Consider the following 17,024-nt stretch of genomic DNA (forward strand, 5'->3'; position numbering starts at 1 on the left):
TTTCCTCCGATCATGGAAGCGTGGAATACAACAAAGGTATGTCCTTATTTATACGCTTTCTTTGTAATAACGCGATTGAAGTTCATACATATGGTGATACAGTCCTTTTTGCTTTAGTAATTCCTCATGCGTCCCATACTCCGCCACTTCACCATCATCTAGCACACATATTTTATCGCTGATTGTAGAGCTGCTTAAGCGGTGGGAAATAAAAATCGTCGTTTTATTTTGAATGACTTTGGCAAATGCAATATACATTTCATTTTCCGCAATCGGTGATAAGCTAGCGCTTGGTTCGTCTAAAATGAGAACAGGACTCTGTTTGTACATGGCGCGACAAAAAGCTAATTTTTGTGCTTGTCCACCGGATAGCTCAATACCATCACTTTCAAACCTTTTGGATAACACGGTATTTTCTTGATGTGGAAGTGATTTTATTTTTTCCAGCAACTGATTTTGCTGCAACAATGACTGTACATAAGGGTCATGATCGTTACGTTTGAAGGTGATGTTTTCATATGCACTAACGGCAAATATTTTGTAATCTTGAAACACGGTAGCTAATGCATACATATAGCTGTCATAATCGTACTGTTTAATGTTAATGCCGTTGTACTTAATTTCTCCAGACGTCACATCGTAAAGTCGCATAAGCAATTTCACTAACGTCGTCTTCCCCGCACCGTTCTCACCGACAATGACCAAACACTCTCCCGCTTCAATCGTTAAATTAACATTTTTCAAAATCATTCTCGGGTTGTGAGGATAATGGAAAGAAACATTCACTAATTCAAATTTACCTGCTGGGCTTCCTGGTTTTATTTTGATTTTACTAGCAGGATTTCTTAATTCACTCTTACGGCTCATAAAGACGAAAAAATCATTTATATAGTTGTTGATCGTATACAAATTAACGACTTGCTCGAACAATGCACGAAAGCTATCGCTAAATTGACGAATACCATTCATTAACACGACAAAGTTACCGATACTTAATCCTCTAAAAATGACCGCGTAGGCCAAGATGATCAGTACCATGACTTCCTGTGAGATGTTCGTAATGGTGTTGATTAACAACCCTTTTCTTTCATTTCCATTCGTTCGATCAAAGTAAGAGAAAAATGCACTTCTATTTTCATCACCATTTCGAATAACAAAATTTTTCAATTGAAATAAGCGTACTTCTTTTGCAAATTTCAAATCCGTAGCGAGATCGATAATGTAACGCCATTTCCTATCTACTGGTAAAGACTCGCGATGAAGACTGTAGTTTTTTCTTTGTACCCATAAACTAACGAAGGCATTGATGACAGACACTGCTAACACGAAGATAATGAGCAGTGGGTTTAACAACGTTGCTAATATGGTGATGAATGCTAATTGAATGATCGCGACAAATATACCATTTACGGCTTCTAAATATTTTTCCAAGTTGTCACCATTTGCTAGTACAAACGAAGCTCGATTCATTTCTTCAATGATAGTTTGATCTTCCGTATATTTGTAATCCATCTCAATGGACTTCTGACAAAACATCGCCGTGAGAGGGACGAGAAGCCACTTGGAGTGCAGTGTCGTTGCACTCTTGGTGTATATTTGTGTGTTGGTCACGACGAGATGGATGGCGATCATCGTGAGCGTAATTTTCAATATGTAAGGCAGTCCATAACCAAATTGCAGCGCATCCAATAAGTATTTGAAGTAGATAATGGTCACGAAAGGTGCAACTGCATTACTTATAATATGCAGTAATGAAATGAGTAAATAAATTTTACTGTTAATAAAAACGAGTTTATACAAGCTTGCTAGATTACCCATAATTTTCATTTTTACGCATTCAGCCTCCTATAACAGCTGAGGAAATGCTAGGCTTGTTTGCATTCCCTCAGCACATGGTATGACATGGCTCTATTCAACTGATGTCATTGTAAGTGAGTGCAATGTGTCTAAGGATTGCTGGGTGTGTTCTTCTTTACATTGCTCTTGTAAATAGGTAACGAATTGTTCAAGTAACGTTGCTACTTCTTCCTCACATACCGCGTTCTTTTTATAGGAAGCAATAACATGGTATTGCTGATTAAAATTTTTAATTTCTAAATCTAATGCGAATTTAGGTATATTGATCGCATAAGGAATATCCTGCGTCTCTCTAAATTTTTTCAACGAGTTGTCTTCAAAATCAATGTAGAAATAAAATGCTGGTTTTTTACTTTTGAAGTCTTTGATGAGATGGTCATACGGATAAAATTGATTTTTCAGTCCATTGATTGTCGTGAGCGTTACCTCTTTTATATATGCATCCAATGTTTGTTGTGATTGCGCATCTATTCTGATAGGAATGAGGTTAGTAAACACGCCCAATGCACGTTTGAATTCAGGCAAGTAGCGATTCAACACTGGAGTCAACAAGGCGATGTCCGTTCGCTCTGTAAATTTAGACAGTGTAAGAGCATAAGCACTTAAGAAAATGTTAAATATCGTTGTCTTTCTTGACTTCGCAAAATGAGATAGACGATCTGTCAAATCTGTATTTAGCGTGATAGATGTATGGCCATAGCCAGCATCCTCTGCTTGATCTTCTCCTTTATGTTGAAAAGGAGTTGTGAAGTCAAATCCTTTCAGTTGCTTTTTCCAATAGTCTTTCATCGATTTGTATTCATCAGACTTGTGAAACACCTTCTCAAACTCCACATATTTTTCATATGGGGTAATGTCACTGGCAGGTGTTGTATCTGTAGAATAGGCTTCAATATGCTCTTGTAAAATGGTTGTTGAATACCCATCCAGCAAAATATGGTGAACGTCAAAGAATAACATCTTACCATCTGGTGCTTCGAATAAAGTTAAATGAAACAATGGGTACTGGTTGAGTTTGAATGTTTTTACATATTGTTTGTAGTCAATATCGTTTACCGAATCCACTTTGACATGGTCGATATCAATAGGCTGCATCGGATTGACAACTTGCATCAATTTTCTGTTTACCGTTTTAAATGTCGTTCGCAGCATGTCATGCTGACTGAAAAACTCGTTCGCATGGGCAACAAAATCTTCATACACGTCATCCGTCTTCGATCTATTTAATACAAAGCCGATATTGTATACATGTTTGTTCGCAGCAAATCGATAGTCGGTGTAAATTCGTTTTTGTGGACTACTCAACTCGAATACCGTTTGTTTTTCTTTTTGTTCTTTGCTTTCCATCGCCTTTTTCTTTTCAGGCTCTTTCTTGTTTCCCGTACTCTCTTTACCTTTACTTTCTTCTGTTTCCGTGATCTCTTTACTCCCTTTACTATCCGTCATTTGTTGACTCGCTTTATTTTCTTTACTTTCCTTTTTTTCGACAGTAGAACTGATATATTCAGATAGCGTTTGTACAGAATCAAATTCAAATAAATCGGCAATTTTGACGATGCCCGGATATAACTTATCGATAATGTCATGCATTTCTGTCAGGAGTATCGAGTCGCCTCCCATTTCGAAAAAACCTTCATATATATCCACTTCTTCATAACCTAATAACTTGCAATACAGTTCACCAATCTTTTGTTCGACAGGCGTATATACCCCTTCTACTTTCCCTTTTAATGTAATTTCGATGGTTTGTACGTTTTCGGTACTTTGTGCATTGGGCGTATGCTGTACATTATCTACCGGCTGTGTAATTTGGCTCGTTTCAGCCTCTTCTTCTTGGACGTGCGGCTCAATATACTCTGCAAGACTATGAATGGAATCAAATTCGAATAAATCGGCAATCTTGACGACGTTCGGATATAATTTATCGATAATGTCATGCATTTCTGTCAGGAGTATGGAGTCGCCTCCCATTTCGAAAAATCCTTCGTAAATATCAGCCTCTTCATAGCCGAGCAGGTCGCAATATATTTTTCCTATTTTTTTCTGAGTAGGTGTATACACCCCCTCGACATTTCCCGTTAATGTTACTTCCTCTTCTACATGGATGACTGTAGGTTGCTCTTGTTGAACAGGAGGTGGGGTTAATACCGCAACAGAACTTGCTGTTTCCGTCGCTGCTGCTGCTTCCACTTTTTGCGTTTGATACGCATACTGGAACACTTTTGCTGTGAAATCAGGCGAAATGGCATTGCGACTTTGTTGTAAAAGAGGAACAAAATCAATTTCTTCGTTAAACTGACCGATCACAACACGCTGCGGGCTACTCTTGATCAATTGATACAAATAGTTCGTTGCATCTTCATTCGTAATTGCTCTCGTGACAGTATCGACGTTCGTTCCTTGCTTATGCGCCATGCCCGTTTCTTTCCAAGCCACCCAGTTTACGGTGTACGCATTTCTGCCTTGTGCATGTAAGTAATCAGTATAAGCATCCAAAAAGGCGTTGGCAGCCATATAGCAGCTTTGTCCTGATTCACCTGCGTCCGTTACATTGGAGGAATGCAGTAAGATGAAATCTAGATTATCTTGCTGTGTACATTGATCTAAATACCACGTTCCTAACACTTTCGGTGCAAGTACGGATAAGTAACTGCTTTTTTCTTTTCTAAACATGAAACCTGGATCGATAACCCCTGCACAATGAACAATACCGTTAATGCTGTTGTATTTCTTACGCACGGAATCTACCATGTGTTGTACGTCATCCGCTTGACTAATATCACATTTCATGAATTCCAACGTAGAGCCGCTTTGTAATATTTCTTTAAAGTCTTGTATGTTTTGTTTGTAGTCTTCCTGCTGTTCGTATTCATCCCATGTAGATGGATCAGGGAATCCTTTTCTACTTAATAAAATCAAATTACAATTCGCTTGTCTGCTGAACATCTTGGCATTTTGCACCCCGATACCAGATGTACCGCCCGTAATAATGTACGTTCCACCTTCAACAATGCGATGGTCTACTTCTGGCATGACATCCACTGCATTAAACTCTTCGACATAACTTTGATCTTGACGTAAACCCACTACATGCATATCGTGATCCGCGAAAATTTGATCCACAATAGTATCTACGGAAGTTTCTAGGTCCGTATCGATAGCGCGACAATGGATGTTTGGATTTTCTAATTCGATAACTTTTCCTAAACTCAGTACGGTTGCATTGTGTGGCCATAACTGACGCTCTTGTTCTGAAATGCGATAAGCGGAAGAGGCGACAACGACGAGCTTTATATCTTGATCTAAGCGAGCTTTAAGCAGTCCCTTCGTTACATTCACGACGTTGAAAAATCCATGGTCAAATTGTTCGTACATCTCGTCGACATGTTCAATATTCACATCTTGCAATGCTCCAGCGTGTACAATGCTATGAATCGTGTGATCAGAGAGTTGAGTGAATAATTGCTTAAAGTCATCGATATCATTTTGTATTTGGAACGTATCTTCATCTACTTGCTGAAAAGCATCGTGTGACGCAAATACATCCATGACGCGAGCTCCTCTTTTTCTAATACGATCTGAAATAGGATGTACATGACCGTCTTGGTTATGATGAATAACAACAGTCACTTGATCTTTTGCTGGTAAGTTGACGGTGAATTCATCTTGTACAATCCATTTTTTATGATGGAAGAAGTGATCGAATAATGTTTTTTCCTTTTCCACTTTTTGAACCTTCTGAGGAAGGTCAGGAAGACTGTACCATACATGTTTACGCTCATACGGATACGTAGGCAAATGTAGCTTTTGGTATGGTGCACTGTATATTAAATGCCATGGTACGTTAGCACCGCGAATATACATGCGCAGGATATCTTCCAACGCTGCTGCGGTATGTTGCTGAATGTGCTGACACATACGATATGCTTCATCATTCCATTGCTGCTGCTCTGATGACGTGAGCTCATGAGGGAATTTTTCTTTTTTACTTTCTGGAACAATGGCATGTTGGCCAGCGTGAACCCAATCATGTTGAATATCTTGGAACGATGTGCATTGCTGTAATTTTTTTAGCTTCGTTAACAACTCATTTTGGTTACGATACGTAAACGCCAAACGATAAGCGTAATGCCTTCTCCCTCTATTTAACGTGCTACTGAAATTTGCAAGATGCAGCTGTTTATACTCGCGAACATAGGTGGTATAACGATCAATAAGTCTAAACACCGCTTGCTCTGATCTTCCCGATACGGTAAAGACCCAATCTTGTTTCTTATGATCTTTTTTAACTGGAACAGCTTTTGTGCTTGGTGCTTCTTCTAATATAAGATGCGCATTCGTTCCACTCATTCCGAAGCCACTAATACCAATCTTCGCCTTCTCCCCTTTCGCCTTGAGCGGTGTCACTTTATCTGTGATGTATAAAGGAGAAGTAATAAAATCTATGTTTTGATTCGGTGTTTTAAAGTTTAGACTCGGTGGAATCACTTTATTTTGCAAAATAAGGATGGATTTAAACAAGCCACACATTCCCGCTGCTTCGTTGGCATGTCCAAAATTCGTTTTGACAGAACCGATACCACATATTTGTTTTTCATCCGTAGCGGTGCTAAATGCATGGTTGATCCCTCTTATTTCAATCGGATCACCAAGCTGTGTTCCCGTACCATGCGCTTCGATGTAACTAATATCTGTAGCCGCTACATTCGCATCTGCCCATGCTTGTTGAATCACTTCGGACTGAGCCAAATAGTTAGGTGCTGCAATACCAAACGAACTTCCATCTTGATTAATCGCACTTCCTTTGATGACAGCGTAAATGGAGTCTCCATCTTCCTGTGCTTTTTTCAGCGATTTAAGCATGACTACACCCACGCCTTCTGCTATAGCGGAACCGCTAGATTGATCGGCAAAGGCACGTGTTTTCTCTTCAGGTGATTCAAAGCCAACCCCTGTTCCATCATCTAACGGGATACCCATAATAGAAGCTCCACCGGCTAGTGCCATGTCGCATTTACCGAATCGGATTTGTTCAGCTGCCATATGCAAAGATACGAGGGAAGAAGAACATGCTGTATCGATAACCATGCTAGGCCCTTTTAAGTCAAAGAAATATGCGGCTCTACTCGCTGTCATGCTGACTTGTCCAATTGGCAATGCATCGTTGAACAATTTTGGATCTACTTCGGTCAGCAATCTGTTGTATGCATTTCCAAGATTAGCGGTATAGCCTAAAAATACACCTGTATTGGTGCCTTTTACACCATCTGCTCCATATCCAGCATCATCGATGGCATTGGCACAGCATTCTAGAAAAATACGAAGCACCGGATCAAGTAATGCTGCATCACGAGGGGAAATCCCGAAAAATGTAGGATCAAATTTATTGATTTCATCCAAATATCCACATCTGCGGAATTTTATTTTGTCTTCATCGTGATTTTTGAATCGTAGATGTTTTTCCAAATCAACGGATCGTTCTGAAGGAATATCACGAACGGTGTTAATACCGTTGATTAAAATGTCCCAGTAACTATCCAGGTTATTACTAGTCGGAAGTTCCATTCCAACACCGATGATGGCAACTGCATCCTGTTCATGTTCATCATACGCAGTGACTTCTTTCACCTTCACTTGAGTTGGCTTTACTTGCGGTGACACTGCTGTAAAGGCTGGCGTCTCACGCTGCACGTCGCTAACTTCATTGAAGTTGTTTTTGCTATACATGTTTTGTTTCAGTTCTGGTTTCGGTTCTGGTTTTGGTTCTGGTTTTGGTTCCTCTTTCCATTCATGTTTCACAGTACTGTGATCGGCTTGGGTGTTCGTTGTAGCAGACATTGATGGATGAGATACTTCAGGTAGATCCACGTTTTCCATATTACTACTAATATGTTCCGCTAATAAAGCTACCGTAGGGTAAGAGAAAAGATCTGTCACTTGTAACACATTAGGGAAGATGTCATTCAGATCTCTAAATATAATCGATAGCAAAATAGAATTTGCACCGAGTTCAAAGAAGTTATGGTTAACGTTAATTTCATCATAGCCAAGGTTTTTACAGCAAACTTCAATGAGTTTACGCTCCACATCAGCATACTTTTCACTGCTATGGTCTTGACTGGATGCATTGGAGCTACCATTTCCTTTTACTCCAGCATGTAAAGCCGCTTCAATTTTCGGAGACAACTGCATCGGATACGTTTTGAGCAGCATAGAGATTTTATCTTTTAAATTTAATTCACCTATAACGTAGGAGCCTTTCTTTACTTCTAAAAGTGAAAATAGGGCACTTATCGCTTCTTTTGTCTTAATCGTCTGGAATAAAGTATCGATAGTAAAATTAGATTTCACAGCCATACCGACTTCAGACCATGTGGACCAATTTACAGTAATACTTCTTCCCGAACATAGCTGATTGCGATAGTCACTATAACTATCTAAATAGATGTTGCCTGCAATGTAACCCGGTAAATCAGCACTACTAAATATAGTAGAGATGCTAGAGAACATGAGGAAGAAGTCTAGATTGTGATTCCTCGTCGCTTGATCCAAAGCATACGTACCCACAATTTTGGGTTTCAATATGTTAGTAAAATGCTCTTCGTTGAGTTGTTCAAACGTAATGCCTCCACTAATTCCAGCACCGTGAACGACCCCATTGATATTTCCATACGTGGATTTCACGTCATCCACCAACGATTGAACAGCATCCACATCACCAATATCCAGTGCATAGTAAGCGACATGTTGTGCCTTAGCTTGCAATATTGTCATGCGTTCTATTTTTTCTGCCATATCACTGTCTGGATCGTCACGGACTATGTTATCCCATTCCGCTGTATCCGGTAACGACGTACGACCTGCGAGAATTAACGTGATCGATTTCGCTTTATTCGTCATTTCTTTCGCCGTTTCAAAACCAATGCCACCTAAACCACCACTAATCACATACACACCTTGGTCTTTGATGGTCAGCGGTTGTTCATGGCTTGATTGCAATCCGACTTCTTGCAATCCTTCGTAATAACGCTTATTGTTGCGGTAGAGAACGATATCTTTTTTAGAGCGTCCGCAAATTTCATTTACGATGTTAATCCACTCTGTTTCCACATCTTTATCGATACAGACGGAGGTGATGTTCTTAAACATTCTGTTGAAAGATTTACACAAACCAAATACAGGAGCGTGGTTTGGATTTAACTTTTCCTCACCTGTAACTTGAAAACAGCTATCTAGTATTGGGGTTACTTTGATGACATTTTCATAGTTGGAAAATTCGCGATAAAGACCTACGATGTTTAATAGCTGCATTTTTTGTATATTTAGCAATTGCTGAGCAGATTCAACCGCTTGACCAGCAAATAAATCCGCAATGACGATATGAGAAATTTCTTCAAACGTATTCTCCCTATATAACTGTGTAAAATATTTTTCAATTCCGACTTTGACTGCTTCTTCTGTATCAATAGGAACTTTCTGCACTTCGAAGAATCGTTGCTGTAAGCTTTCATATAGTGGTTCTACATCGTCACTAGTAGTATGAACAAGTAAGCATCTACTTAGATCACTACTATCCCCCACTTCTTCTGCTTCTACAAAATTACGTTCATAGTACATATCAGAATCGGTTGCATCCTCATATACATTTGATACATCTGCTAAGTTGCTAGTCGTAGCTGCAACTTCCACATGAGAAGCATGAGCATCGTTACGCTTATTACGATCTGGAGAAGAGAGCATCGTTGTTGTTTGCGCGCTTCCTTCATGCGTTGAGGCCTCACTAGCTTCGCCACTGGAGTATTGGTTACTTGCTTCATTACTCCCTTGACGCAGACCTAACCTTTCCTCCATTTCATACCAATCTCCACTATCTCTACTCTTGGTCGGTATCCAGCAACGAGTTCTTTTAAATGGGTAATGAGGAATAGGAATGTGGCTTGGCTCTATCTCATTGTAAAATGATTTCCAATCAAGCTTCGCACCGTGACTATACACCTCGGCTAAATAGGTAAGATCAGAACGAATGTCATCGTAGATAGAAGGGCTTGCATCCCCTTTCATAAGCTGCATCATTTTCTCATTACAGTGCTTTAAGGTGGAGCGAATACGCTTGTAGTCCATTTGCATTGCTTTCTGATCGTGGTTGTAATACACACCTGAAATATTAGCCCATGCTAAAGGTTCACGTTCAGCTAGTTGACTTAAAATATCGATTAGATCATCCTTGTCAGAAAATACAATGGCTAATCTTAGTTCATAATGCGTGCGATAGCGATTTACATTTGCCGCAAACAGATTCACATCTACATCTGTTGTGTCTAGATCGTGCTTATAGGCTGTAATTAAGGAAGACATACTTTCAGCCGATTTAGCAGAAATGCCTAGTAGATGCTGCTCAGGGAGCGGCTCACTTTGTTTGTTTTCATATTCTTGTAAAATGACATGACAATTAGTGCCACTAATACCAAAAGCGCTGACTCCACATGTTCGCAGTCCTTCCTTATCCCAGTCTTTCGTTTGGTCATTGACGTAGAATGGAGAATCGCAAAAATCTATTTTAAGGTTAGGAATATTGAAGTGACTTGCACCAGGTATTTTTTTATGTTTCATCGCCGCCAATGCCTTAATAAACGAAGCAACGCCAGCTGCCTCATATAAGTGACCGATATTACTTTTTGAGGAGCTTAATCCGCAAAATTGTTTTTTATCCGTAAATTTCTCATACGCTCTTGCTAGTCCACGAAACTCAATCGGATCTCCAAGCGCGGTTGCAGTGCCGTGTGTTTCAATGTAGTCTATTTCCTCTGGAGAAACGCCTGATGACTGTATTGCATCCAAAATAATATTTGCTTGGGCAGCTGGATTCGGTGCAGTAATGCTTGCAGATGCACCGTCATTATTTACAGCCGCTCCCTTTATGACACCATAAATATGATCTTTATCCCGCTCCGCGTCTTTTAACCGTTTCAGTAAAACAACAGCAGATCCTTCTCCTATTGCCGCTCCGCTTGCACTGTTATCAAATGTTCTCGTCTTATTGTCATCCGTTTCAAACCCTACATTTGTATCTTCGTAAACGATAGGGAAGGAATGTAATCGAATACCTCCAGCTATCGCCATAGAGCAAGTTCCATTGTTGATGCTGGAACATGCATCATGAATGGCAACTAAGGAGGAAGAACAAGCAGAATCAATAACCATAGTAGGCCCTTTTAAGTTCAATAAGTACGATGCACGGGAAGGAACCATACACGGCATATTACCCACGTTCGAATATTTAATTAAGTCTGGGCTGTTATGCGAAAGATTAGTAGCATAATTATCCTTCGATGAGCCCGGTGTATATCCGATAAAAATACCAGTTTTTGATCCGTTCAACATTTCCGAAGTATATCCAGCATCGTCGAAGGCATGGTAAATTGTTTCAAGCAAAATGCGTTGAATCGGGTCCATCACCTGTGCTTCAATAGGCGGCAATTTAAAAAATTCATAGTCAAATTCATCAATTCGATCTAAATATCCGACTTTGTTATATTTAACGTCTCCACCGAGGCTCGGCATCATTAGGGAATAAATATAGGAAAGATATTCTAAATCATCTTGACGATGCTGAGGCAAGTCTCGAATAAGATCGATATTATTTTCGAACACTTCCCAATACTCTTCCAAGCTGTTCGTACCGGCTATTTTCATTCCGATGCCAATAACCGCTATATCATCGTCTTTATATACTGCATGATCAACTTGGTTATTTTTCATGACACGATCCCTCTTTCCATGTATTTTCGTAACGTTGTATTAATGATGTTGGTCGTTTTCATTGGCTCTTCTGTAGGGAAGAAATGTGAACCTTTCATTTTCACAAACGTGATGCCCTTCCCTGCGGATTTTTTCCATGTGTAAATGTCTTCGTCTGCGATATCGGGTTCGTTGTCACTCCATAGCAGCGTCATATCGACATACATTTTATCTGGCTTGCATGTACCTACACTTTGAATCACATGATAGTCTGCAATGAGCACGTTCAAATAATAATCTAGCAGCGCTTTGTTATTTAAAACTTCTGGGCTAAAGCCTCCCATTTCTATTAATCTATGTCTGCATTCTTCTTCGTTACTTAAATCGTAATACGCTTTTTTATTGTTGTGATACGGTGGCCAGCGACTGGAAAAAAACAAATTTACAGGAAGCGTAAGGCCTTCCTCTACTAATCGAAAGTATAAGAAATATAACAACATTCCCCCCATGCTATGTCCATATATTGCATACGGTTCGTTACCATTGAGATTTTTCTTTATCAAATGTGTAAGATCTGTCACGATTTCTTCCATACTGTCACTTAATGGCTCTCGAATGCGAGGCATGTGACCTGGCAGATCTAGGGGAACAAACTCGATATGTTCATCTAAGTGTTTTTTCCAAACGTTATATGCTATCGTGGATCCACCTGCATGTGGAATACAAAACAATTTCATTAGACGATCCCTCACAATGCTTGAAGTACATTAGCAAAACGGTAGAATGAGTTCGTTTCATCCAGCAACCTTTTCACACATTCTCTTATTTGTGCTGGTTCCAACTTTTTAATCTGTAATGCTTGTATTAATTTATTTAGCATTTCTGATTGCAATTCATCAGCATAGCGGTGGCCCTCTTGCGATGCTGTATTGTATTTTTCTTTGATATGTTCATAGATTTGAATGACTTGTTTGTATTGTTCTTGATTGTCGTTGTTGTTTTCGGTAGATACTAAAATACTGAGGCATCTTCCTGCAAAGTTCGGCATATCTTTTTCAAAATTCGTATCATTGGAAACAACTTGATCCAACCTTTGCTTATCTTGAAACAAGCCGTAACAATACGTTTTCATGCTCGGTACATTTTCTTTGATGAATTCGCTTAATAACAATTTCGGACTCATTTCAATCGTGGAGGTCACGCCATATCGATGGAGCACATCCATAGAAGATGCAAACAACACAGGATGAGTGAGGTGATAGGTTAAGCTTTTTGCTATTTTTTTCGGATCAGATAAAGGAGCCCCCGTGTAGTTAGAGATAATAGGAAATTGGAAAGGATGAAATTCAATATCTTCGAGGAATTCCAAATACTCCATACAAGCTTCGTTCATGATCGGGGAATGGATAGGTGGACTGCTAAACAATGGAGATACTACCGCTTCTTTATCCAGTAATCGTTGTTCTACAAGATCCAGCTTGTCATGTAGCCCGCTGATTGCATATTGACTATTAGAATTAAAACAAGCAATAAACACGCTGCCTTGTGCATTTGCTTCTTGTATACTATTCTCTATCATTTCATGATTCGTTTTTTCAACGATCGTCATATGACCCATATCTTTTTGCAGTATGTCGTTAATTAAGTCCCCCCGCTTCTCCATTATTTGAATCGCATCTGCAAACGTTATTGCACCAGCACTCACAAGGGCAGCATATTCACCAATACTATGCCCGATAGCAAATTGAGGATACACTCCGTAGTCATCCATGTACGATCTAAATATAGCAAGCTCCGTCGTTAAAATAGCTAGCTGCATATTGTTAAATTCATTTATACTGCTCACACTTCCGTTAAAGCATAGATCAGCAACGTCCATACCAGAAACATCACTCGCTTCTTCAAAAGTTTGCTTTGCAATAGGGTATTGTTCATAAAACGATTTCCCCATCTGTGTAAACTGCGTTCCTTGTCCAGGAAAAATAAATGCGAATTTATCCATCATAAAGTCCCTCTCTTTGCATTAATTATGGTTTAACCGTCAGCGTTAAATAATCAGGTAGCGGTTGCATAACAGACAGATCGTTTTCAAAAAGTACCGTATCATTGTCTTCCTGTACTTCTTTAAAACCTGCAAATTTATACGTCACATACATCATTCTATTTTTATCTGTTACTACAAATTCAGCACGCAGCTTTACATTGGCTTCTTTTGCAAGGTGCATAATGTGATTCATCATGACGGTTCCTACACCGCGTGACATAACCCGACAGGACATGAGTAGAAGTTTTATCGTCCATACCGCTTGTCCCTTTTCTACAATCGCTAGTCCAATCTTGCCGTAAGTGCCATACTTATCTTCCAAGTCGGATATAAGCAACAAATGGGAGTCCGATTTTCTCAGTGCGTCAATTTCATCATAATCATACGTATAGCCTGTTGTATTTAACTGATGCGTTCGTTGCGTTAGCTCCTCTGCGCGCTGTAGATCACCTTCTCCCACTTTAGAGATGGTAAATTTCATGTTCAGTGAAGCTAGAAATTCCTCTTGTGTTCCAACAAAGTTTTCCTCTACATTTTTTCGCTCTATATCGTACATATACATTTTTCTTCTATTTTTCGAATCATCCGTAATAAAGGTGGGATGAAGCTGAGGCATGTCTAAAAGTTGTGATAAATCGTTTGCATCGATGCAAAGCACTTCTGGAAGTGCAAATTGTACTTCTTCTCTTTCAAACGGCTGGTCATCGACAAATGCAAGGGTGTCTTTTCCTATATTAATCGCTTCAGCAATGGCCAACATGGAGGAAGATTTCGCATTCCAATTAATTTGCGGATAAATAAAGTATTCTTTTAGTCCGAATTCTTCCAGCTTTTCTAGCGCTGCATGGTGTTCATTTTTACTAGCAACGGATTGCAAAATCCCCCGCTCATCTAGTGTTTTAATAATGTCTACCACGCCATGACGAAGGGTCACATTAGAATCTTCAAGTAGTACGCCATCCCATACGGTATTGTCCAGATCCCATACGATACATTTTATTTTTTGCTTCTCTTTCACTACGGTGCTTTCTGATTTCATTGTTCATACCTCCAACATGTATTTTTACGTGGCTATGTATTTCTCAATGAGTTTTTTGAGATCAGCATTTCGTGAATTTGTGTTGTTCCCTCAATAATTTCATTAATTTTAGCATCACGTAGATACCTTTCTACTGGATAATCACCACTGCAACCATTGGCTCCATGAATTTGAACTGCATCACTTGCTGCTTGATTCACCATTTTCGAAGCAAAATATTTAGCATTCCACGTCTCCATAATAGAATCAGGGTCAATCTGATCTTTTAAATGACCTGCGTGATAACATAACAGCCTCGCAGCCTTCACGTTTACTGTCATTTCGGTCAACATTTTTTGAATTAATTGATTTTCTCCTAAAACAGAACCGAACTGTTTTCTGCTTCTGGCATATTGGAGAGACTGTTCTAAGCAAGCTTGTCCTAAACCAACACATCCGCAAGCCACGGTATATCGGCCATAATCCAGACAATGTAAACCTACATGAGATAGACCAATACCCACTGTGCCTACCATATTTTCTTTTGGGATTTTACAATTTTCAAAGTGTAGACTCGCTAGCATCGAACCTCTTGATCCCAACAAACTGTCAATCGGAGTAGTGGTAAGTCCTGGACTGTCTCTTTCCACCAAAAAAGCGGTAGGTTTGCCTTCACACTGTGCAAACACGATGAAAACATCCGCGATTTGCCCCATCGTAATCCATTTTTTATGCCCATTCAGTACGTAATGATCGTCAGACAAAACAGCCGTCGTTTGTACATTTTTAGCATCGCTTCCAACCTCAGGTTCAGTCAATGCAAACGCCCCGATCTTCTCGCCTGCTGCCATGGTAGAAAGCCAATGATTTCGCTGTTCATCACTTCCCCATCTTAAGATCGCCAAGGCTACCATTCCATGAACGGTGAGTAAATTTCTAACGGATGAACAGCCTCGTCCTATTTCTTCATTTAAGATCCCAATCGTGACCCAATCGAGCTCCATTCCACCGTATTTCTTTTCCAACATGGAACCTAGATACCCTTTCTCTTTCATTTTTTGTATCACTTGTGGTTCCAAGTATTGCTCACGATCATGCACATCTGCATGAGGTACAACGACCTCATCTACAAAGGCTCTAAATTCATCTTTCCATTGTAATTGCTTTTCTGTTAACTCCATGTATCGCACTCCCTAATTGAAGATATGTTTTCAGCAAATGGATGGATATAACTTAACTAGCTTTACGATCTACTAATTCGCATATCGCATTAATAGATTTAAAATTACTCATATCAAGATCTTTATTATCCACTTTAATTCCAAACTCTTTTTCTAAAAACATAACGAGCTGCATCGCAAATAAAGAATTGACAAAGCCGAGAGAGAATATATCCTCATCATCCTGTAATTCATGTTTTCTAAAAAATTTACTTAAAAATTGCTTCACCTTCACATTAGTCGTTTCCATATTTAAATCTCCCTTCATCATCTGAAAATTAAAATTTTAAGCTTACGCGTACGTATAAAATCCTTGACCTGATTTCCTACCGTGCAGTCCAGCGTCCACCATTTTTCTTAACAATGGGCAACAACGGAATTTAGGGTCTTGATAGCTTTCGTATAACACATCCAATGATTTAACAACAGTATCTAATCCAATCAAATCTGCTGTTTCTAATGGTCCCATCGTATGCGAATAGCATTTTTTGAAAATATCATCTACTGCCTGCGGTGAAGCAACTTGATCTTGCACCACAAACGCTGCTTCATTCATAAATAAATGGGATATTCGATTAGATACAAACCCCGGGTAATCATCGACAATGATAGATTCTTTACCTAGGGACAGCAGCAACTCTTTCGTCCGATCGATAGTGGATTTAGCTGTATGATGGCCACGAATGACTTCTACCGCCGCTTTCATTGGGACAGGATTCATGAAATGCGCCCCGATAATGTGTGTAGCTCGGTTCGTTAATGCTGCAATTTTTGTAATCGATATACAGGAAGTATTAGCAAGAATGACACAATCGTTGTGACAAATGCTGTCTAGTTGTTTATACACCTCTCGCTTGATATCCCATTCTTCTGCCACATTCTCAATGATGAAATCCACACCTGCTAATAGGTCATAGTCTGTTGAGCATGTAATATGAGATAATACTTCGTCTGGATCTACTGCACTTTCACTTTTTTTAAACAGGCCTTGGAACCGCACGTTGTTGTATATTTCCTCACGCGCTTCTTGTAGAATATGTTCCGCAATATCAATTAACAGTACCTTATAACCTGACTGCGCGAAGTTAGAGGCTACTCCTCTACCCATCACTCCTGCTCCAATTACTCCAATTTTATTCACGCTTCA

General features: G+C 39.5%; 8 protein-coding genes. All 8 read right to left on the reverse strand.

Translation table 11 applies throughout. The features are described from left to right. Positions 1-48 precede the first annotated feature (48 nt). A complete protein-coding gene (locus D1Z92_RS01605) occupies positions 49-1,827 on the reverse strand; it encodes an ABC transporter ATP-binding protein (protein WP_128893906.1) in 1,779 nt (592 codons plus the stop codon). An 81-nt stretch (positions 1,828-1,908) separates the two neighbouring features. Then, the gene (locus D1Z92_RS01610) at positions 1,909-11,616 is read right to left on the reverse strand and encodes an SDR family NAD(P)-dependent oxidoreductase (RefSeq protein ID WP_128893907.1); all 9,708 of its coding nucleotides are present in this window, start codon (positions 11,614-11,616) and stop codon (positions 1,909-1,911) included. Then, positions 11,613-12,332 carry a thioesterase II family protein gene (locus tag D1Z92_RS01615; protein WP_128893908.1) on the reverse strand — a complete coding sequence of 240 codons (720 nt, stop codon included), beginning with the start codon at positions 12,330-12,332 and terminating at the stop codon, positions 11,613-11,615. The genes D1Z92_RS01610 and D1Z92_RS01615 overlap by 4 nt, the downstream gene beginning before the upstream one ends. Positions 12,333-12,343: 11 nt before the next feature. Continuing rightward, on the reverse strand, positions 12,344-13,600 hold the full coding sequence (locus D1Z92_RS01620) for an ACP S-malonyltransferase (protein ID WP_128893909.1): 1,257 nt from the start codon (positions 13,598-13,600) through the stop codon (positions 12,344-12,346). Between the two features lie 22 nt (positions 13,601-13,622). After that, the gene (locus D1Z92_RS01625; RefSeq protein ID WP_128893910.1) at positions 13,623-14,678 is read right to left on the reverse strand and encodes an HAD-IIIC family phosphatase; all 1,056 of its coding nucleotides are present in this window, start codon (positions 14,676-14,678) and stop codon (positions 13,623-13,625) included. Positions 14,679-14,710: 32 nt separating this feature from the next. Next, complete coding sequence (locus tag D1Z92_RS01630) at positions 14,711-15,838, reverse strand: acyl-CoA dehydrogenase family protein (RefSeq protein ID WP_128893911.1); 1,128 nt, start codon at positions 15,836-15,838, stop codon at positions 14,711-14,713. Between the two features lie 52 nt (positions 15,839-15,890). Next, positions 15,891-16,127, reverse strand: a complete 237-nt coding sequence (locus D1Z92_RS01635; protein WP_128893912.1) for an acyl carrier protein — start codon at positions 16,125-16,127, stop codon at positions 15,891-15,893. A 42-nt stretch (positions 16,128-16,169) separates the two neighbouring features. Beyond that, on the reverse strand, positions 16,170-17,018 hold the full coding sequence (locus D1Z92_RS01640) for a 3-hydroxyacyl-CoA dehydrogenase family protein (protein ID WP_164931396.1): 849 nt from the start codon (positions 17,016-17,018) through the stop codon (positions 16,170-16,172). Positions 17,019-17,024: the final 6 nt, after the last annotated feature.

Source organism: Longirhabdus pacifica, from assembly GCF_004115085.1.
Lineage (GTDB): Bacteria > Bacillota > Bacilli > Paenibacillales > DSM-105158 > Longirhabdus > Longirhabdus pacifica.

Excerpts from the sequence above, each read along its gene's own strand:
- D1Z92_RS01605 (WP_128893906.1), bottom strand. The coding sequence starts at position 1,827 with ATGAAAATTATGGGTAATCTAGCAAGCTTGTATAAACTCGTTTTTATT.
- D1Z92_RS01610 (WP_128893907.1), bottom strand. The coding sequence starts at position 11,616 with ATGAAAAATAACCAAGTTGATCATGCAGTATATAAAGACGATGATATA.
- D1Z92_RS01615 (WP_128893908.1), bottom strand. The coding sequence starts at position 12,332 with ATGAAATTGTTTTGTATTCCACATGCAGGTGGATCCACGATAGCATAT.
- D1Z92_RS01620 (WP_128893909.1), bottom strand. The coding sequence starts at position 13,600 with ATGATGGATAAATTCGCATTTATTTTTCCTGGACAAGGAACGCAGTTT.
- D1Z92_RS01625 (WP_128893910.1), bottom strand. The coding sequence starts at position 14,678 with ATGAAATCAGAAAGCACCGTAGTGAAAGAGAAGCAAAAAATAAAATGT.
- D1Z92_RS01630 (WP_128893911.1), bottom strand. The coding sequence starts at position 15,838 with ATGGAGTTAACAGAAAAGCAATTACAATGGAAAGATGAATTTAGAGCC.
- D1Z92_RS01635 (WP_128893912.1), bottom strand. The coding sequence starts at position 16,127 with ATGGAAACGACTAATGTGAAGGTGAAGCAATTTTTAAGTAAATTTTTT.